The sequence below is a fragment of the Thermococcus sp. 21S7 genome (assembly GCF_012027615.1).
GTDB lineage: Archaea > Methanobacteriota_B > Thermococci > Thermococcales > Thermococcaceae > Thermococcus.
In genome coordinates this window covers 199,619-219,130 of the sequence record NZ_SNUT01000002.1, presented here as the reverse complement: position 1 = coordinate 219,130, position 19,512 = coordinate 199,619, and the positions used below count along the sequence as shown (strand labels likewise).

General features: G+C 53.7%; 21 protein-coding genes. 11 read left to right on the top strand and 10 right to left on the bottom strand.

Annotation, left to right across the window (positions count from 1 at the left end):
- Positions 1-7 precede the first annotated feature (7 nt).
- From hydD to E3E51_RS04455, 4 genes are all read left to right on the top strand, one after another.
- A complete protein-coding gene (hydD, locus tag E3E51_RS04470; protein ID WP_167912143.1) occupies positions 8-799 on the top strand; it encodes an NADPH-dependent hydrogenase/sulfhydrogenase 1 subunit delta in 792 nt (263 codons plus the stop codon).
- Positions 796-2,085, top strand: coding sequence for an NADPH-dependent hydrogenase/sulfhydrogenase 1 subunit alpha (gene hydA / locus E3E51_RS04465; protein WP_167911905.1), 1,290 nt, complete (start codon positions 796-798; stop codon positions 2,083-2,085). The genes hydD and hydA overlap by 4 nt, the downstream gene beginning before the upstream one ends.
- A gap of 120 nt (positions 2,086-2,205) precedes the next feature.
- Positions 2,206-4,188 carry an AIPR family protein gene (locus tag E3E51_RS04460; protein ID WP_167911904.1) on the top strand — a complete coding sequence of 661 codons (1,983 nt, stop codon included), beginning with the start codon at positions 2,206-2,208 and terminating at the stop codon, positions 4,186-4,188.
- 64 nt (positions 4,189-4,252) lie between these two features.
- Positions 4,253-4,708, top strand: a complete 456-nt coding sequence (locus E3E51_RS04455) for a hydrogenase maturation protease (RefSeq protein ID WP_167911903.1) — start codon at positions 4,253-4,255, stop codon at positions 4,706-4,708.
- Between the two features lie 18 nt (positions 4,709-4,726).
- Here the strand turns inward: E3E51_RS04455 and E3E51_RS04450 are convergent, their stop codons facing one another.
- The 4 genes from E3E51_RS04450 to lonB all read right to left on the bottom strand — a co-directional run bounded on the left by E3E51_RS04450 (position 4,727) and on the right by lonB (position 10,642).
- Positions 4,727-5,020, bottom strand: a complete 294-nt coding sequence (locus E3E51_RS04450; RefSeq protein ID WP_167911902.1) for a hypothetical protein — start codon at positions 5,018-5,020, stop codon at positions 4,727-4,729.
- 111 nt (positions 5,021-5,131) lie between these two features.
- The gene (locus E3E51_RS04445; RefSeq protein WP_167911901.1) at positions 5,132-6,469 is read right to left on the bottom strand and encodes a SufD family Fe-S cluster assembly protein; all 1,338 of its coding nucleotides are present in this window, start codon (positions 6,467-6,469) and stop codon (positions 5,132-5,134) included.
- Positions 6,462-7,208 carry a Fe-S cluster assembly ATPase SufC gene (sufC, locus tag E3E51_RS04440; RefSeq protein WP_167912142.1) on the bottom strand — a complete coding sequence of 249 codons (747 nt, stop codon included), beginning with the start codon at positions 7,206-7,208 and terminating at the stop codon, positions 6,462-6,464. The genes E3E51_RS04445 and sufC overlap by 8 nt, the downstream gene beginning before the upstream one ends.
- Before the next feature lie 104 nt (positions 7,209-7,312).
- Positions 7,313-10,642 carry an ATP-dependent protease LonB gene (lonB, locus tag E3E51_RS04435; RefSeq protein ID WP_206204491.1) on the bottom strand — a complete coding sequence of 1,110 codons (3,330 nt, stop codon included), beginning with the start codon at positions 10,640-10,642 and terminating at the stop codon, positions 7,313-7,315.
- A gap of 117 nt (positions 10,643-10,759) precedes the next feature.
- Here lonB and E3E51_RS04430 point away from each other — a divergent pair, with 117 nt between their 5' ends.
- The 7 genes from E3E51_RS04430 (at position 10,760) to E3E51_RS04400 (ending at position 15,186) form a co-directional block, all read left to right on the top strand.
- Positions 10,760-11,563 (top strand): DUF2666 family protein, encoded by an 804-nt coding sequence (locus E3E51_RS04430; RefSeq protein ID WP_167912140.1) that lies wholly within the window; start codon positions 10,760-10,762, stop codon positions 11,561-11,563.
- A gap of 99 nt (positions 11,564-11,662) precedes the next feature.
- Positions 11,663-12,046 (top strand): RidA family protein, encoded by a 384-nt coding sequence (locus E3E51_RS04425; protein ID WP_167911900.1) that lies wholly within the window; start codon positions 11,663-11,665, stop codon positions 12,044-12,046.
- Positions 12,047-12,070: 24 nt separating this feature from the next.
- Entirely contained in the window at positions 12,071-12,442 is a 372-nt protein-coding gene (locus tag E3E51_RS04420; RefSeq protein ID WP_167911899.1) for a Mov34/MPN/PAD-1 family protein, read from the top strand.
- A 484-nt stretch (positions 12,443-12,926) separates the two neighbouring features.
- Positions 12,927-13,304 (top strand): metalloregulator ArsR/SmtB family transcription factor, encoded by a 378-nt coding sequence (locus tag E3E51_RS04415; protein WP_167911898.1) that lies wholly within the window; start codon positions 12,927-12,929, stop codon positions 13,302-13,304.
- Positions 13,305-13,308: 4 nt separating this feature from the next.
- Positions 13,309-13,605, top strand: a complete 297-nt coding sequence (locus E3E51_RS04410; RefSeq protein ID WP_167911897.1) for a MazG nucleotide pyrophosphohydrolase domain-containing protein — start codon at positions 13,309-13,311, stop codon at positions 13,603-13,605.
- A gap of 339 nt (positions 13,606-13,944) precedes the next feature.
- Positions 13,945-14,394, top strand: a complete 450-nt coding sequence (locus tag E3E51_RS04405; RefSeq protein ID WP_167911896.1) for an Lrp/AsnC family transcriptional regulator — start codon at positions 13,945-13,947, stop codon at positions 14,392-14,394.
- 78 nt (positions 14,395-14,472) lie between these two features.
- The gene (locus tag E3E51_RS04400; protein WP_167912139.1) at positions 14,473-15,186 is read left to right on the top strand and encodes a DUF92 domain-containing protein; all 714 of its coding nucleotides are present in this window, start codon (positions 14,473-14,475) and stop codon (positions 15,184-15,186) included.
- A 139-nt stretch (positions 15,187-15,325) separates the two neighbouring features.
- On the opposite strand, the gene E3E51_RS04395 is transcribed toward E3E51_RS04400, so the two are convergent.
- The 6 genes from E3E51_RS04395 to E3E51_RS04370 all read right to left on the bottom strand — a co-directional run bounded on the left by E3E51_RS04395 (position 15,326) and on the right by E3E51_RS04370 (position 19,485).
- Entirely contained in the window at positions 15,326-16,381 is a 1,056-nt protein-coding gene (locus E3E51_RS04395; RefSeq protein ID WP_167911895.1) for an SPOUT family RNA methylase, read from the bottom strand.
- 19 nt (positions 16,382-16,400) lie between these two features.
- Positions 16,401-16,829 carry a type II toxin-antitoxin system VapC family toxin gene (locus E3E51_RS04390; protein ID WP_167911894.1) on the bottom strand — a complete coding sequence of 143 codons (429 nt, stop codon included), beginning with the start codon at positions 16,827-16,829 and terminating at the stop codon, positions 16,401-16,403.
- A complete protein-coding gene (locus tag E3E51_RS04385; protein ID WP_167911893.1) occupies positions 16,814-17,074 on the bottom strand; it encodes a hypothetical protein in 261 nt (86 codons plus the stop codon). The genes E3E51_RS04390 and E3E51_RS04385 overlap by 16 nt, the downstream gene beginning before the upstream one ends.
- Positions 17,075-17,189: 115 nt before the next feature.
- A complete protein-coding gene (locus tag E3E51_RS04380; protein WP_167911892.1) occupies positions 17,190-17,792 on the bottom strand; it encodes a 30S ribosomal protein S3ae in 603 nt (200 codons plus the stop codon).
- A 15-nt stretch (positions 17,793-17,807) separates the two neighbouring features.
- A complete protein-coding gene (locus E3E51_RS04375; RefSeq protein ID WP_167911891.1) occupies positions 17,808-18,068 on the bottom strand; it encodes a KEOPS complex subunit Pcc1 in 261 nt (86 codons plus the stop codon).
- Positions 18,058-19,485, bottom strand: coding sequence for a DHH family phosphoesterase (locus E3E51_RS04370; protein WP_167911890.1), 1,428 nt, complete (start codon positions 19,483-19,485; stop codon positions 18,058-18,060). The genes E3E51_RS04375 and E3E51_RS04370 overlap by 11 nt, the downstream gene beginning before the upstream one ends.
- Positions 19,486-19,512: the final 27 nt, after the last annotated feature.

Genomic DNA, 19,512 nt, shown 5'->3' with positions numbered 1-19,512 from the left:
GGTGGAGATGGAAGGAAAGGTCAGAATTGGATTTTACGCTCTCACCTCATGCTACGGCTGTCAGCTCCAGCTTGCCATGATGGACGAGATACTCCAGCTGCTCCCGCACGCGGAAATCGTCTGCTGGTTCATGCTTGAGCGCGACAGCTACGAGGACGAGCCGGTGGACATAGCCTTCATCGAGGGAAGCGTCTCCACCGGGGAGGAGGTCGAGCTCGTCAAGAAGATACGCGAGAACGCGAAGATAGTGGTTGCCGTCGGCTCCTGTGCAGTCCACGGCGGTGTGCAGAGCTGGGAGAAGGACAAGAGCCTTGAGGAGCTCTGGAAGACCGTCTACGGCGATGGAAAAGTTAAGTTCGAGCCGAAGCTGGCCGAGCCGGTCGAGAACTACATCAAGGTTGACTACCGCATCTACGGCTGCCCGCCGGAGAAGAAGGACTTCCTCTACGCCCTCGGTACCTTCCTCGTCGGATCGTGGCCGGAGGACATAGATTACCCGGTCTGCGTCGAGTGCAGGCTGAAGGGACACCCGTGCGTACTCATAGAGAAAGGAGAGCCGTGCCTCGGCCCGATAACGAGGGCCGGCTGCGACGCGAGGTGCCCAGGCTTTGGAGTGGCGTGCATCGGCTGCAGGGGAGCGATAGGCTACGACGTTGCCTGGTTCGACTCACTCGCCAGGACGTTCAAGGAGAAGGGAATCAGCAAGGAGGATATACTCCAGCGCATGAAGATGTTCAACGCCCACAACCCGAAGCTCGAAGAGATGGTTGAGAAGATATTCCAGGGGGTGGAAGAATGAAGAACCTCTACCTTCCCATCACCGTTGATCACATAGCGCGCGTTGAGGGCAAGGGCGGCGTTGAGATAGTCGTCGGCGACGATGGCGTCAAGGAGGTCAGGCTCAACATCATAGAGGGCCCGAGGTTCTTCGAGGCCATAACGGTGGGCAAGAAGCTCGACGAGGCGTTAGCCGTCTACCCGAGGATATGCTCATTCTGTTCGGCTGCCCACAAGCTCACCGCGGTGGAGGCCGCCGAAAAGGCGATAGGCTTCACCCCGCGCGAGGAAATCCAGGCACTCAGAGAGGTCCTCTACATCGGCGACATGATAGAGAGCCACGCACTCCACCTGTACCTCCTCGTCCTCCCGGACTACCTCGGCTACTCCAACCCGCTCAAGATGGTGGACGAGTACAAGAAGGAGATAGGCATAGCCCTCGATCTCAAGAACCTCGGAAGCTGGATGATGGACGAACTCGGAGCGAGGGCGATACACCAGGAGAACGTGGTCCTCGGAGGCTTCGGCAAGCTGCCCGACAAAGCCACCCTTGAGACCATGAAGAAGCGCCTCAGCGAAGCACTCCCGAAGGCGGAGTACACCTTCGAGCTGTTCTCCAAGCTGGAGCAGTACGAGGAGGTCGAGGGGCCGATAATCCACATGGCAGTAAAGCCGAGGGGAGACGTCTACGGCATCTACGGCGACTACATCAAGGTGAGCGACGGCTTCGAATTCCCTGTCGAGGACTACAAGAAGCACATCGTCGAAAAGGTCGTCGAGCACAGCTTCGCCAAGCACAGCTTCTACAAGGGCGAGAAGCCCTTTATGGTCGGTGCGCTTCCGAGGCTGGTCAACAACGCGGAGACACTCTACGGAAGGGCCAGGGAGCTCTACGAGAGCCACAGAGACCTGCTCAGGCCGACCAACCCCTTCGCAAACAACCTCGCCCAGGCGCTTGAGCTGGTCTACTTCATCGAGCACGGCATAGACCTCATAGACGAGGCCCTCGCCAAGTGGCCGATAGCGCCGAGGGACAGGGTTGAGGTGAAGGACGGCTTCGGTGTCAGCTCCACCGAGGCCCCTCGCGGAATCGTCACCTACGCCCTCGAAGTCAAGAACGGAAGGGTTGCCTACGCGGACATAATCACTCCGACGGCCTACAACTTCGCCATGATGGAGGTCCACGTCAGGATGATGGCGGAGAAGCACTACAACGACGACCCGGAGAGGCTCAAGTACCTCACCGAGATGGTCGTTCGCGCCTACGACCCGTGCATCTCCTGTTCGGTGCACGTGGCGAGGCTTTAGGGGCCTTAATATTACGACTTTCTTTTTTAGTTATCCAAAAATCTTAAGAATTCTAGTATTAACATTTAAAGGTGTAAAGTTCTTGGAGGGATTTAAATGTCAGATAATCTTAAAGAGACTATGAAAAGGCTTGAAGGAGAACTCAGGTCCTTCTACGAGGGATATAACAATCAGATAGATCCCAACGGAAAAGGATGGAACAATAAAATTAAAGCAAAGACATTATTGGTCTTCTATATGTATTATAACCCAGAAATAAGAAAGGGCATTGAAAAACAGCTAAAGGAAGATCAAACGGATTACAGCGAAGATGACATTATAGAGCGCATATCAACAATATACATTGTAGATGGCCCAAGAGACCTCGGCATAGATGCTTTCTTTTTGGATAACTCTACGCTCTATCTTATCCAGGGGAAATACCGCTCGTATAGGGCAAAGGGACCACTTGAATTAAACGAGGAACTAATAAAAGAAGATATCAGTAAAGTGATGAAAACACTGGAAGATGAAAAGCGATTCAATCGCCTAGTAAATAGGATCAACAACCAAGTAGGAAAGACAATAGATATTGAAAAAATAGACCAGATTGAATATATTTATGTAACTAACACAAAGATTCCTGGACATATTGATGACAAAGTTTTAGAAAGATGGATGGGCTCTATAAAAAACGTTCCAGATATTACTTGCTCGGTTGTAGATGTGACAAAGTGGGACGAGTTATTAAATAAGCTTGAGGACAGGCTTTTAGTCGAAGGGAACTTCACATTCAGAATACCCACTGAAACATATGCAGTACACGAGATATCTTTGGAGGGAATAGGCAAAGTAGAGATTGGATTAACCCTTTTAAGGGGATCAGATATCAAGAGGTTATACGAACGCTTTAAAGACGGATTATTCCGAAGTAATCCACGAAATCCTCTAAAAAAATCTAAAGTAAACAGAGCAATCAAAGCTACACTTCGACAAGAACCAACTAAATTTCCACTGCTGAATAATGGAATAACCATTGTTGCCAAAAAAACTGAATGGAGCCGTAAATCTGTAAAGATACAGGGGTTTGGCGTCGTGAATGGAGCACAGACAATTGAATCAATATCCAAAGCTAATCCTGAAGCCGTCGGAGAAGAAAGTCTAAGTAACGTCCTAGTTCCTGCAAAGATAATAACATTAATGGACATTTCGGATGTTGAGCTAAGAGAATTAATAGCAAAGATTGGCCAGTCATCAAATAGGCAGAATAAGATTGAAGAAGCAGATCTGTTTTCATTTGAGGTGTACCATGTGTGGCTCCATAATCTTGCTAGGCGCTCAAAAACCATTATTGACAAGGAAACAATATACAGTTTTAAGAGGCCTTATATAACCTCCAAGCGTGCTGATATCGTAATGAGAGCAGACCATTTAACAAAAGCGCTAAACTATTTCTATGCTTCAGCATATTCTGGGGTGGATACCAGAAAGACACATAACAATCAGGAGCTGTTTGGAGAGGAGTATAAAGAGATCCTCAGAAAAGTGTTCAGAGCTGATGATCTTAGGATTGCAAACACGTACTTATCGTCAGTAAATTATTTAGAAAGACATTTAGAGTTCCTTAGGAGCTTGTTATTGTACTATGTACAGGCACATATGATTTACAAAGCCTCTGAGAAAATGCAGAAAACCCTCATTTCCAGCACGGGTAATGTTCGATTCTTCCAGGGAACAAGATGGTTGATTATGTATTTCATTGGACGTTTCCTTCAACAAGAAATTGGTGGCCTCCCCGTTCCAGTTTCATACAATGCCCTTGAGAGATTTATCTCAACATTGGAGGCAGATTTAGAAAAAGCGATTCCCGGCATGGCCAAAATGTACAGAGAACAAATGTCGTCATCACCCGAATCTGGCAGAAGTAGCAGGCTCATAAATATGCTTGAAAGAAACAACCTAAAAGGAAAAGATATCTTGGCAATAAAGAAACTGATAGAACAAAAAGGGTGGAAAAATGAAGCAGCATTAGTAGCATCACTCCTACGAGAAATACAAACAATTGTCCAAGATAACATTGACTCTTTCAAACCGCTAAGACCTCCACTGGAAGTCTTTGGATAGTTTATCAATATCTCTTGTTTTTTAATCCAATTCCATAATTACAGATTATCAAAGGTGAGTGATAATGAAAACGAAAATCCTCATCCTTGCCCTCGGCAACGAACTGATGAAGGACGATGGAATCGGACTGAAGGCAGGCAGGATACTCGCGGAAAAGGGGTACAACGTCCTCGACGTTGGCACGGACATATTCATGCTCTCCGCCCATTACAATGGGGAGGAGAGGCTGATAATCATAGACGCCATCCTGAGCGAAAAGTTCCGGCCTGGCGAGATAATTCACCTGAGCGGCGAGGAGGTCTTCGAGAAGCTGAAGGCCGAGATAAGGAGCGCCCACTTCATGGGGGCCATAGACGGGCTCAAACTCCTGATGGCGATGGACGAGCGCCTTGCCAAAGCGGATATACACTTCATCGGCGTCGTTGCCAAGGAGATAGACCTTGGAATGGAGCTCACCGAGGAAGTTAAAAAGGCCCTGCCGAGGGTCGTCGAGCTGGTTGAGGAGCTCTGCAAAAAATAATTAAAGAATTGAATAAAATCAGCCGAGGAGCATCTCAAGCTCCTTTCTCATTATGTTTCTGTTCATGAGCAGGTGGACGATTATGAGGAACATCATGATGATGCCGTAGCGGGCGCGGAGCTTGAGGAAGTCGAGCTGGGTCATCCCCAGGAAGCTGCCGTTTTTGCTGGCGATCACAGTTCCGACCGTTATGAATACCACGCCCAGGAACATCACGAACAGTAGCATTGAAAAAGCGGCCTTTATCTTAAGTTTCTTCCTCATTTTGGGATTCTTTTTAGCCTCTTCAAAGGCCTTTGCCATCGGATCCATGTTATCACCCTAAAATGAGAGGAAGGAGCGGTTATAACATTTCGTTAGGATTTTCCAGCGAGAACTTGGGAAAAATTAGGAGTGCTCCAAAACAAAAGAAAAAATTTTCAATCACATGCCCCCGCTCACGGCGAGCTCGATAATCTTCCTTATCTCCACGAGGAACTCCATCGGGATGTCCTTGAGCATCGGTTCGAGGAAGCCCTTGACTATGAGCTGGGTCGCCTTCTCCTCGCTCAGACCGCGCGACATCAGGTAGAACAGCTCCTCCTCGCGTATCTTGCCTATCGCGGCTTCGTGGCTGAGCTCGGCGTCGTCAACCTTGCTGACGAGTCCTGGGTAGGTCTCCATCGTGGCCCTATCGCTCATCAGCAGTGCGTCGCAGCTTATGTGTCCCTTGGCCATCGGCGCTTCCGCCCTTATGATGCCCCGGGTTATCACGGTGCTCTCGTCCATTATGACCGCCTTGCTGGCGTTTATTCCAGCGGCGCCCCTGCCCTGGAGGTACATCTCTCCCCCCAGGTCAACGTACCAGTCCTTCTGGCCAAGGATTATGCCGTTCAGCTCGACGTAGCCGTTTTCGTCCACCCAGTACTTGGGGTTGGCTATGTTGCTCCTGCCCGTTCCGAGGCCGACGGTGGTGTTGATGAAGCGGGCCCCCTTACCGATTCTCGCCCTAGTCATCGGCCTCGTGTGAACGTACTCCGGCCAGTTCTGGAGAACCGTCAGCTGGGCCTTAGCGCCGTCGCGGATGTACGCCTCGGTCATGTCGAGGTGCAGGGAGTGCTTGACGAGCACCGGGGCGGTGCATCCCTCTATGAGGTGGAACTCGCTGTTCGGCTCGGCTATTATGATTATGTGCGGCGCCTGGGCCAGCGCGCTCTCCTGGATGAGGAAGAACAGGTGAAGCGGGAACGGAACCTTCAACCCTTCCTTGACGTAGAGGAAGATTCCGCCGTTCCATACCGCCGTGTGGTACGCGGCCATCTTGCTCTCATCTGCACGGAAAAGCTGGAGGAAATGCTGTTTAACAACATCGGGGTACTTCTTAACCGCTTCTTCCATAGGCAGAACGATGAGCCCCTTCTTCTCCCACTCCTTGAGGAACTCGTTGTAGATGACTCCGGTGTCGGTCTGAACCGCCAGACCAGCTATGTACTTCTGCTCGACCTCGCTAATGCCGAGTCTGTCGAGGAGGGCCTTCATCTCCGGGGGCAGGTCATCGAGACTCTCGATGTTCTCGGGAACGCCGGCTATCTCGGGCTTGGCTATGAACCTCAGCAGTTCGTCTTCGCTGATTACGGGGTCCCTGTGGGGGGCCCTCTCGAAGGCCTCCAGAGCTTTGTACCTTATCCTCGTCATCCACTCCGGCTCTTTGTTCCTCCTGGCGAGGTTCTCTATCTCCGCCGCTATTATCTCCTTGGCCTCCTGAACGGTTATCTCACTCATCACAGCCACACTCCTCGAATATCCTCTGGAAGCCCTTCTCCTCAATTTCCTTAACGAACTCACCGCCCCTCTCAAGCACTATCCTTCCCTCGCGCATCACGTGAACCCGGAATCTGCTCGGGTCGAGGTGTCCGAGTATCCTGCCGTAGTGGGTTATCAAGAGAACCGCCGTTCCCCTCTCGTGGAGTTCCTCTATCTTCCTGCTGATGACACTGAGAGAGTCAACGTCAACCCCGCTGTCCGGCTCGTCCAGGATGAGAAGCTTTGGCTCCAGCAGAAGGGCCTGAAGGATTTCAAACCTTTTCCTCTCGCCGCCGGAGAAGCCGACGTTGACGTACCTCATCAGGTCCTCCTCTTTGAACCAGAGCTCCCTGGCCGTCTCAACTATGCGGTCGTAGGCCTCCACCATGTCCACACCCTTGACCTCCGCCAGAACCTGCTGGAGGAACTCCATTATCCTTACTCCCTCAACCTCCTCCGGGTGCTGAAAGGCCAGCATTATGCCGCGCTTGACGCGTTCATCCGGTGCGAGTTGAGTTATGTCCTCGCCGTTGAAGGTTATCCTTCCGCTTTTGATTTCGTACCTCGGGTGACCCGCTATGGTCAGGGCAAGGGTGGACTTCCCGGAGCCGTTCGGCCCCATTATGACGTGAAACTCTCCAGTGCCCACCGAGAGATTCACACCCCTAAGAATCTCCCTGTTCCCAACAGTGACCATGAGGTTCTCAACGTTGAGCACTCGCTTCACCTCCAGCCTTACCTCGATTGGTCGTTTTTTAAGCATTTCTGGACAAAGGTGTAGAAGACTATGAAGCAGATGTTCCCAGGAAAAGTTGGAAAAACTCAGAGGGAAAGCGGGAGAGCCTCCCTTATGCGCCTGAGAAGCTCCCTCTTCTTCTCGCTCTCCTCAAGGGCTATCTCAAGCACCTCGTCTATGGTCTCAACCGGGAAGATCCGCACCTTCTCCGCCTTGTCCTTGCTGAGGAAGACGTCCTTCTCGTTGCTCTTGGGGATTATGACGGTCTTTATGCCGGCCTCTATCGCCGCTTCAATCTTCGGCGTCGCGCCGCCTATCGGGAGCACTTCACCGCGGACGCTGAGCGAACCGGTCATCGCCACGTCCTGCCGTATGGGTATCTCCTCAAGGGCGGAGATGACAGCTGTCGCGACGCTTATGCTGGCGGAGTCACCCTCCACGCCCTCGTAGGTCTGGAGGAACTGGACGTGGATGTCGTACCTGCTGATGTCCTCACCCTTGTAGCGCTTGATTATTGCCGAGACGTTCTGCACGGCTTCTTTGGCTATCTCCCCGAGCTTTCCGGTGACTATAATCTTGCCCTCCTCCTTGCTCGCCGCCGGGGCAACGACCGCCTCTATCGGCAGGACTATACCGCTCTGCTCGCCTATCACGGCAAGGCCGTTAACGCGACCAATCTCGCTTCCCTCCGTCTTGATGACCTGGTACTCCTTCTTGCGCTCGATGTACCAGTCAGCGAGCTGCTTCTCAAGCGGCTTGGCCATCCTGACCGCCTCAAGGACGTCCTCACGCTCCACGTACTTCTTGCCCTTCTTGACCGCTATGTCTCCAGCGGCCCTCACGATACCACCGAGGTCGCGCAGGCGTAGGGTCAGGTGCCCCTTCCTGCCGGCGCGCTTCTGCGCCTCCCTGACTATCTCCTCAACGGCGTCGCGCGTGAAGTGAGGTATCTTGCCGTCGCGCTTCACTTCCTGTGCCACGAACTGGATGAGCTTGCGCCTGTTCTCCACGGTGTCCGGCATCGTGGTGCGCATGTAAACCTCGTAACCGTAGCCCCGGATACGGGAGCGCAATGCTGGATGCATCTTGTCGACGGTGTCGAGGTTTCCGGCCGCGACGAGGACGAAGTCGCACGGGACCGGCTCGGTTCTGACCATCGCACCGCTCGACATCTCGCTCTGGCCGGTTATCGGGAACCTCTTCTCCTGCATCGCGGTGAGGAGACTCTGCTGCATCTTGAGGCTCAGCGTCGCCACCTCGTCTATGAACAGCACTCCCCTGTGGGCGCGGTGTATCATCCCGGGCTCAACGCGCTCGTGGGCAGGGGTTCCAAGACCGCCGGAATTCTTGACGAAGAGGCCGTTGGCTATTAAGTTGCCCTTCTCCGTCGTCAGGTTGTATGTTACTTCCACTTCCTCCCAAGTTTCGATAAAAGCTCTTCTCTCGCCTCTCTTCACGCGTCCAAGCCACTTTCTGAGCTCGTCGAGCCTGTCGGCGTGCCTTGAATCGCCTGCCCCAGCCAGGTACTTTTCAACTTCGGCGATGAACTTCTCCCTCTTCGCCGGAGAGAGGCTTATCGGGACGAACTCAAGGAAGGTCAGAACGTTGTCTATGGACTGCGACAGGATGAGCCTGACCTTGTGTTTGCCTTTCGCTTCATCAACCCTGACCTTGGCGTCTATTCCGAAGAGGCCGAGGTGCCAGGCGAGCTCTTCGAAGAACGGTAGCTTGTTGTCAAGCTCCTCCGCAAGCTGGGCAACCTCAAGCGTCCCGTTGAACTTTATGCCGTCCTTGTAGTGGGCGAACCTCGGAACGCTACCGTCGCCGCTGTAGAAACCGTCGAAGAAGGCCAGAAACAGTGACGGTCTGAGTTTAACCCACCACGGGAGCTCAAGCCTGACCTTTGTCTTGTTGCCAACAGGAGCACCGAGGGCCACGAAGAACCTTATAACCCTCCTGTCCCACGTCCTGAAGAGGACGCTCCTGCCCTTTGATTCGCGGTTCTCCTTTATCTCATAGTTGAACTCCCCAAAGAGCTCCTTAAGAACTCCAACAAACTTCTCAACTGCTTCCCTCTCCCCTGAGACGAAGCTGAGCGTGTTGAGGTTTTTGTCAATGTTGCCGTCGCTGAAGAGCGCTCCCATCAGGAGAGCGACCTTCTCAAGCCTTTCGTCGTCGCTCCTAAGCGGCAGGAGGCCGAGTCCTTTGAGCTCCTCTGCCATTCTAAGCGATTTCGGCTTAGCCCCTTCCTCCCACCAGCGGAGGGTGCTCGCCTTTATACCGAGCTCCTTCGAGGCCCGCTTGTAGCCGTGGCCGGTCTTTTCGCGGTGCTCCGTCCAGCGGAGGTAGTCCCTCAGCTTGCCTTCCTCTCCGTAAGTTTTGGCTATCACAAACTCATCGAGCACGGTAACCGGAACGCTGATGAGTTCGTCCCTTTCGGTGAGCTCGCCAACTTCCTTGAGGCCACCGGCGGTGTAAACTTTGTGGTCAGGCGTTAGTGCGAGCCAGTGATCCTTTTCGAGGTGAACTATCCTCCTCAACCTCTGCTTTCCGACCCTCTTGTTGGCGTAGAGGAGCTTTGTGAAGCCGTCTTTGGTTAGGACCTCAACGCTCTCATCCCTGAAGTCGTGGTAGATTACCCTAACGTCTCCATCCATTCCCTCCCCCGACGGGTTCTCCAGGGCATTCTCGACGAAGTTCTTGAGTTTTACAGCCTTTATCTTCCCGTTCTCCCTGATAACGACGCTCTCGTTCCCACTAAAGCACTGGAACGGGTCGTGTCTTACATCCCCAAGTAGTGCGCCTGCGTGCGCTCCCGTCGCATCTATGAAGGGGGCCTTGTTCCTGCCGCAGTTGTCAACGAGGAGCTTTGGAACGAGGACTGAGCCTTTGAGGCGCATGTTCGAGAGTGCCATTATCGTGAGTATTACAACGAAGAGCCCCATGAGGAGCGTGGTCGCGCTGAAGTCTATAAACAGGGCGAGCATGACCGTGAACATGACGAACAGAAGGATGTATGATTTTATACTCTCCTGGCCCTTGGCCTTCTCGCGGTACTTCTCAACTATCCTCCTTCCCTGGCAGGCTGGAACGATCTTTATCTTGGGCATGTTCTCGTCTTCGGGGTTCGGAAAGACGAGTATGTCCTCAAGGTTCTCCGTGGGCAACAGCTCCGCCATTGCCTGACCGAGCATGGACTTACCGGTTCCTGGCTCGCCTATGAGGAGAACGTGTCTCTTCTGATTTGCAGCGGTTCTGATGACTTCCACAGCGTGCTCCTGTCCTATGACCTGGTCAATGAGCTTTTCCGGAACCTTGACTTCCTCGGTCGTGCTGAACTCCATGCCCAGCTCAAGGCTCTCTCCATATTCCCTGGGGGCCAGGGATTCCCTATTGACCTTCTCGTCTTCCCCCATTTTGATTCCCTCTTCCACTCTCTCAAACTGGAATGCTCGGGGCGATTTATAACTTTTTTTGAGAAGGTCAAGAAAAAGCTAAATAGGCCTTGCCATCCATAACCCTTGGTGGAAGCGATGAAGGTTGAGGATCAGATTGTGTTCACGGCACATCACGGGAGCTGGAAGGTGGCCGACAGGCTGATTGACCTAGAGGACGAGAAGGTGGCCCACTTTCTGGCCAGCATCTCCAACGCGGTCAACGCCAAGATACCAGAGTACCTAACCGAGGTCATGAACGTGGCAGGGATAATGAGCCTCGCGGAAGAAATCGGGAAGAAGGACCTAAGCGATGCCGTCGTTGCCCTCAAATCGCCGGGAACGGCGAGGAAACTCGGTACCCTCGTCTTTGAAGAGGATAAGAAGCTCAGGAAGCACCTCGTTGACGTGGCCAAGGCGGTCCTTGTGAGGGAAGTGCTCTCGAAGAAAGTTCCCGTGGAGTACCCAGAAGAGCCCCTGAGCGAGGTCAGGATAGTCTTCCCGTACAGCGAGGATCACGTGAACTTCACGGCGTTCCACCTCAGCGCAGAGCACGGTAAGTGGAGGGCCGTTAGAAGGCTCATAATCGACGACAAAACACCGATGGCAGACGTCGCGCGGCTTTTGGCGAGCATAAACGAGAGCATAACCCTGAAGCTCCCCGTCTACGCAAGCATTGACATTAAGGGTATAGACGCCTGGTTCGGCGAGTTCAAGAAGGTTAAAAAGGCCGAAATCCCCGCCGTTGTGGAGAAATACAGACACTTCCCGGCCGAGAACTACGCCCCGGGCCCGTTCCAGGAACATGCGAAGGTCTACGCTCTGAGGAAGGCTCTGGAGAAGATAGGCCTCCCGCTGGACGTCCCGGCCAAGAGCCTTGAGAAGTATCTGGAGAAAAAGTGAGAGAAAAGTGAACCGTCGTGATGAAGCCGAGGACACCCGAGGGAAACCGATGAGGAGTCTTCGCTTCGCTGATTCCCATTCCATTTGGAGGTGAAAGATATGAAAAAGGAGACTGTTCTCACGGAGAAGGCGCCCGCCCCGATAGGGCCCTACAGCCAGGGAATAATCGCGGAAGGGAAGTTCCTCTTCGTCTCGGGACAGATACCAATAAACCCCGAAACGGGTGAACTCGTTGGGGGCAGCATTGAGGAGCAGACCGAGCAGGCGCTCAAAAACCTCCTGGCGGTCGTCGAGGCTGCGGGCGGAAGCGCCGAGAACGTGGTGAAGGTAACGGTGTACATCAGGGACATGGGCAGCTACGCCAAATTCAACGAGGTTTACAACCGCTATTTCTCCGAGTCCAAGCCCGCTAGAGCTGTCGTTGAGGTCTCAAACCTTCCCAAGGGCGTTGACGTGGAGATAGAGGCCATAGCGGTCCTCTAATTTTAATATTTCCGGTGGACGAAAATGGAAGCGGTAAGGATTAGGCGCGAGCTTCTGGAGTACCTGCTGGAGCTCGCCAGCGACTTCTATCCCAACGAATTCGCGGGCTTTCTGCGGGAGAGGGGCGGGGTATTCGAGGAGGTTTTGATAGCCCCCAACCCCCATTTTGGGAGTAGCTCCGCGTTCTTCGACACATGGATGCTGCCCTACGACGAGAGCATTAAGGGCACCGTCCATTCCCATCCGGGACCGAGCCCCTGGCCATCCCAAGCGGATTTGAACTTCTTCTCTAAGTTCGGGGGAGTTCACCTGATAATCGCGTACCCCTTCGTCGAGGACAGCGTAAGAGCGTACCGCAGTGACGGAAGCAGGCTCAGAATAGAGGTCGTGGACTGACCTCCTCATAGCTGAGGGTGAGGCTTTCAAAAGAAAAATGTAACATCTGAAAATTCAAGGAGACAAGCATGATCAGCATTTTCTCTTGAAAGCCCCGTCTTTTAGGACAGGATGCTATGAACTCTCACGACCATTAAATCACCGAAACCCTTAAAGAGTGTTCCGTTTAATATGGCCTCAAAGAGGCCGCCACAAACAAACCCGATGAGATAAAGGTGTTTCACGTGCCCTCCAGCGTTGGAGGGGGATGTCGGTAGGCGTCTTCCAAGAGCCTCCTTGGGCGGCTTCGAAACTTTGAACGGTGGCCTTAAGCCACAACCGCGATCTGGCCTTGCCGGTGGGGTAATGTGCCCGAGACCGGGCCTGCGGGCTGAACCGAAAGGGGCAACCGGAGTAGGTGATGGGCCCGTAAACCGAACCGCCCGTCAGCGAGGGAATTAAGCCAAACCCTCCCCGGGCGGGGAGGAGGTCAGAGGTGTTGCCCATGAGGATTAAGGACCTTCTGGATGGACTGAACGAGAAGCAGAGGAAAACAGTCCTGCAGTGCGTAGAAACGTGCGGAATCCCTGACCTGGACAGGGAAGTTGACCTCCAGGTGGAAACCGATGCGATAAAGTTCCTGAAGGCGATTTCAAATCCACTCCGTCTCAAAATACTCAAGCTCCTGAAGGACAACTGGCTGTGCGTGTGCCTCATTTCGAGGATACTCGACCAGGATCAGACCCTCATAAGCCACCACCTACGCACGCTCAAGGGTCTCGGGCTGATAGAGGAGCGCAAGGAGGGCAAGATGCATTTCTACAGAACCAATACCGAGGCGCTTAAGAGGTACCTCGATATGATCAGCGTTGAGCTGGTGTGACACCATGAACGACCTCCAGCGGGAAGTTGACAGAATCGTCATGGAGTTTGGGGGATACTGGAAGCCGTTCGAGATGCTTGCAGCCCTTGTGGAGGAGACGGGAGAGCTTGCAGATGAACTGTTGAAGGTGGAGGGCGTTAAAGGCCCGGGGGACAGAAATCGCTTGAAGGAAGAGCTCGGCGACGTTGCATTTGCCCTCGCATGCATCGCCAACTACTACGGCGTAGACCTCATGGACGCCCTCAGGGAGACCATAGAGAAGTACAGGGAACGAGACAGGGAACGCTGGATCAGCGTATGAAACTTTTTCTTTTGAAAGCTTCGCCCTTCACGGCGGGGAGGAGGTCAGTGGTATTGTCCGAAGACGAGCAGGGGTCAAAGGCCGCCTTTTAGTGAGTTCGGGTGAGACCCTCAAACCACCACTTAGATTAGGGGTTCCCGATGGAACCTCATACTCCAAAACTGATGGTAAGTCAAGCCAAGTAGGGTAGGGATTTGTAACATAATGGATTACCATATAATTGGGTTATACGGGGACACGGAAGCTCAAGTTACTAAGTGATTAGAAATCCTCCAAATTATCGAAACATTTTTATAATTGGGTGCTCAAGTTTCACCATAATTCGGGGGAGGTGGAGACATGGCTGATAAAATAAACGGAATAGATGTAAGGATTTTGAAGCTCCTCGCCAAGAACGCCCGCCTTACCTACAAGGAGCTTGCCGAAATTCTCGGCACCACTAGGCAGAGGATATCCCGCAGGATGGACCGTCTTGAGAGGAACGGCATTATAAAGAAGTACACGGTAATACCCAACTACGACGCCCTCGGTTACGTTCATGTCGTCCTTGGAATAACCGTTAAGCCCTCAATCGACATAGACGACATCATCCCGGCACTCGTCGAGGACGATAACATCAAGATAATAGAGCGCGCCCTCGGTTCCCACAGCCTTATCATCCATATCGTTGGTCCCAAGGACATGAAGGAGCTTGAGAAGATCATAAACGAGGTTTCCAAGAAGATACCGGGCATTGATAAGCTCGACATAACCTTCGTAACCGAGACCGTTAAGTTCGAGGTTCTTTAATCCCCTTTATTTCATTACGTCAACCGCCGAGGGAAAGAATAATAAAGCCTCCACCTGCACTTCTCCCAGGTGGCAGAGATGCTTGAGAGGGCGGCAGTAGACATCGCAGTGGTTGCAGGACTCGGCTTCGGCTCCTACAAGTTCAAGGCACTGGACGCGAAAGGGGCCGTTGCAGCGGCACTCCTCGGACTCTCGGTTATCGAGCTGGGCGGAGTGTACCCATTCGCCGCGCTTCTGACCTTCGTGGTTCTCGGCGTTCTGGCCACCAAGTACAAATTCAAGGAGAAAGCCCGACTCGGTGCCGCCCAGAGCAGGAACGGAGTAAGAAGCTGGGGCAACGTCATCGGCAACGGGCTTGCGGCGGTTATCTTTCTGGCCTTTGAGTACTTCTCCCGCATGGACGTTTTCTGGGCCGCCAGCTTTGCTGCAATTGCAACCGCAAACGGTGATACACTGGCCAGTGAACTCGGCAAGATATTTGGAAAGAGCCCGAAGCTTATCACCACCCTACGACCGGCCAAACCCGGAACCAACGGTGCCGTCTCCTGGGCAGGGGAGCTCTTCGCCCTCGCCGGCGCGCTGGTCATAGCACTCTTCGCCCTCCCTCTGACTGAGGAAAAGGGCATCATGCTCCTCGCGGTTACCATCGGTGGATTCATCGGGGTCAACCTGGACAGCCTCATAGGGGCGACCCTTGAGAACGAGGGGATAACGGACAACAACTCGACGAACTTTCTCGCGAGTCTCCTCGGCGGCTTCATCGGCGCTGGGCTCTTCTACCTCCTCGCGTGAACTTTTAAAACCGTCACGAGAACTTTTCTCGGCGGATGATGAGTACGGCGGATTCCCGAGCGGTGAGGAGGACCTTAGGGTCTGACGCCGTTCCGAGGAATATAGAACATAATTCCTGAATTAAAGAATTAAAGAAAAATTAGGCCCCTTCCTCGCGCTTCCTTGCGTATTCTTCGTAAACCTCCCAGAGCGAGACGAGCGCAGCCGGAATGCCGTGCTCAGTCGCGAACGTCATGTACGGTGCGAGGTCAACGATGTAGTCGGCGAACCTGAAAAGGCCGCGCGGGATGCCCTCACGGGAGCCGACGAAGATTACGACCTCCTTTGCATGAAACATGTCCCTTGCGAGGTTCTCCTTTACCTCCGCGAGGGTCGGTCCCTTGGGGTCGGTGATGATGAGCAGCCTCTTGTTCCGCCTCTTGTCCCTGACGACCTGGTAGATGTCCCAAACGCTTACCGGAACCTTCTCAACCTTCCAGGGATATGCCTCGCGCTGTATCCTGTGCCTGCTCTCCTGGCCAACCCTAACCCCGTTTATGAACTCCGCCAGCTCGAAGGCGTCCATCTTCTCCTTGGGGGCGATGATTAACTCCTTCACCTCGAAGGCCTGCGCGGCCCTTCCAATCTTCTCACCGAAGGAGCGACAGGCCTTGTAATCGCCCCAGTAGGGCATCTGAATGAGCGTAACCTTGCGGAAAAGTTTTCTCGCGTCTATCTTATCGGGCGTGAACTTTCTGAACTCCTCACCCGGAACCACTGAGATGTAGGCCCTGTCGCCGATTATCTCAACCTGAACAACCCTGTCCGGCCAGCTGAGGTTTACATCGGCGTTTGTGAGCTCCCTTATTCTAGCCCCCAGCTCGCGGTTAACGTCCATGCTGGTGAACCTGTGCTTTCCGCGCCTCTTGGTCTTCACGGCGAAAGTTTCGCTCTCATTGATCATGGAAGCGAGTTCCTCGGCGCTTTCGACTATTTTCTCAAGCTCGGCCGGAACCTCAACAACGACCGGAATCAGCCTCTCAACCTCCGGGATTTGGAGTATCGTCTCAGCGGCCTTTTCCTCGTCCGTCTCAACGATGATCAGGCCGTAGTAGCCCATTGGGGACGCCCAAACGCGGGCATCCGGGAGGGATTCCTTGATGTAGTTGGCGGCGACGCTCTCCATCCCCCGCTGGGTCTTGACTATGAACTTCATAAATGCACCTCCTGCGTTCTTATGGTAGTTTTTCAAAGCCATGGATTTCAAAATCGTGATCGAAAGTAAAGGCCTTTCTGAGGCCGAGCCTTTCCATTATCGCAAAGCTTAGGGAATCGAAGAGGTCTATCCCCCGCTGGTCGTGGTACTTGAAAAACAGCTCCCACGCCCTTGACCAGTCCTCCTCCGTTTCCCGCTCCAGGTACACAAAGCTGCTGGACTTTAAGGCCTCGTACTGTTCCCTCGCGATACCCTTCCCCACTCTCTTGGCAAGTCCGTTAAGGTACTCAAGGAGAACCGGCCTGGAAAGCAGAAACACCCTTCCCTCCTCAAGAGAACGGCTCAGAAACTCCACAGCTGCCCCGTGGTTTCTGTCTCTGGAGTTAAAGAGTGCTATGAGGGCGCTTGTGTCGAGGTATATGACCTCAGGTTTTATTCGTCTCCCCATTCCACGATCCCCCAGTCTTCGCTCTCGCTGGCATTTTCTTCGAGCTCTCCGGCGCCCACGAGCTTCCATATCGGGTCGGTCTTCAGATTCTCCCTAAGGTTTTTCTCCTCACTCTCAACGTACCGCTCTATGGCCTCTCGCAGGATATTCTTCAAGGGCTCGCCCTTTCGGATGGCTATCATTTTTAACATGAGGTACAGGTTTTCATCTATTTCTGTTTGCACATGTTTTGTGGCAGATTCCATGACAGCCCCACCTAACATGCAATATGGGTGTGAAATTTAAAAAGATTTGGCGGGACTGAATTTCCCCAAATTAATTGCAGAAAGAGGATGTGGTTGAAATTTAATGATGAGGCCGTCAGGCCTCCGGCTCGGCGAGAACCTTGATCTTCCTAATCTCAGCCCTCTTAATCGGGTATATCTTGCGCGCCTCTTTGGCCATCTCGGCGCCCATCTTGCCGCTGACGGCCTCAAGGATGAAGTCCTTGTAGTCCAGCTCCTCGGCCTTCTTGTAGATGATGTCCCTGATGATCTCCCTTATGGCCCTCTCCTGGCTGGTCTGGATGCGCCTGTAGGCAATGACCATACCCATGACGCGGAGCTTGTAGCCGTCCTTGGTGGTGACGTTGAATATGCCGTCAACCCTGGTGGTTCTCCTCCTAACGAGCGAGCGGATGTAGCTCCTCGCGAGGGTGTGGCCCTTGAACTTGGTGTACGCGTTCTGGCCCTTGACGTCGTAGATCTGGAAGTAGAGCTTGACCTGGCCTTTGGTGAAGTCGCCGGTGAGGTCCTTGAGGGTGGTCTCGATGACCCTTCCGATGACCTTCTCGGGGTCGTCGGCGGGGGTGAGGCCTATCTCCTTGCTTCCGAAGAAGTCCGGAGCGTAAACTATGTACCACTCTTTCATCTTCCACTTATCCTTGGTAGCAGCAGCCCTCTTCCTTGGGTTACCCTTTGCCATCTCAACACCTCCAGTTCACACCTTTTCGGTAACATCTTCGGCGATTTTGATTGAAAACACCAAATCATCCAGCGCTTTGATGAGTGTCTCAATCTCACCCGAGTATTTAACCTTTGTTATGACGTCCCCATCTTCCCATCGGGTTAGCACATTTAAACTTTTCTTTAGGCTCTCAGGAAGGCCCACGTTGTCCACTTCGAGTGCCCCGGCTATCGCCTCGGCCCTTCCAGTGTCGCCGTAGTGCCAGACCATCTCCGCCCGCGCCTCAATCTTCACTCCCCGTTCCCTCCACCTGCTTTCCAAGCGCATCGTTGAAGAGCCTTATGAACTCGTCCAGCCTGTCCCTCGGGAAGCGGATTCCCGCTGCGATAGCGTGTCCCCCGCCCTCGCCGCCGAGCTTCTCCGCGACCTCCCTGAGCGCCTCCCCAAGGTGGTAGCCCTTCGCCAGGGCTTTCTCGGTTGTCCTTGCGGAACCCTTCACGAGGTTCTCGTCTTCCTCGCTGTCCGCTATAACGACCACCGGCTTCTCCGGGTCGGCGAGGCCGGCGTTTATCGCTATGTTGGCGGCTATTCCAACGAGCGTGTCCCTGATGTTTCTGCCGGCGTAGAAGACGTAGGCGTGCTCCCCCTCGTCGGCCATGCTCCAGTTCTGGATGAGGAACCTCCTGGCCTCTATCTGCTCCCTCTTGTAGTCCTCCAGCATCTTTCTGGCCTTCTTGTAGGCATTCTCGTCGCCGAGGCATATGGCAACTCCCAGCGTTCCGGCGTTTAAGCGGCCGGTGGCGTTGAGGAGCGTCGCAAACTCCCTCGCCTCGTGCCGGGGGTCGCCCTCCGGGTAGAGCGGGCTTATCACCACGTCGCCGATGAGCCGGTCTATCGCCTCCTTGGGGGCACCGTGCTTGATGAGGTGTATCACCAGCGCATCGTGGAGCTTCCTCTTCTCCTCCTCGCGGAGCTGCCAGTACCTCATGTCGGGGTCAAAGCCCCTGGTGCGAAGCCACTCTATTGCCTTCCTCTCGTCCCCTGTGACCTCCGGAATCTCCGGGTGGGTGGCGTAGGCGAGCATCTGATAGAGCGGCCGGCTCTCCCTTCCAAAGAGGCGCAGCTCCTTTCTGACCTCCAGGATATCCAGCTTCTTCCCATCTTCGAGTACCTCGTTGTTGAGCCCGTGGAACGTTCCGTCTATCTCCTGCATGTCACCGACGGCGCCGACGACGGCAACGTACGCCATATCCATGTTTCTCTCGTTCATCTCCCTGGCCACGAAGTAGGCGACGCCGGAGCCGCTGAGGTCTCGAACGCTGTTGGCACCAAAGGGAACCGGATTCACCAGCACGTGAGAGTCCGTGGAGAACTCGTCCTTCTCGGGGGGATGATGGTCGGCAACGACGACCGTTGCGAAGTCGAGGTGCCTCTCGATCAGGCTTATTGACCCGCTTCCAAGGTCGCTGAAGACGTATATCCTGTGCTTCTCCGAGGCAAGCTCTTGAATGAGCTCCTCGCTGAGCTGCTTGACTATGCTGAGCTGGAAGGTTCCACCCTCGCGGGCAACGGCCCTAGCTAGAACGGCACCGGCGGTTATTCCATCGGCATCGCGGTGAGAGATTATCCTGATGGTGTGCCCTAACTCGATGTGCATCTTGATTAGCTCTGCTCCCTCGCGGGCCTTCTCCAAGAAAGCGCCCCGGTCCATTTTACCACCTTATAAGAAGGAAAGGGG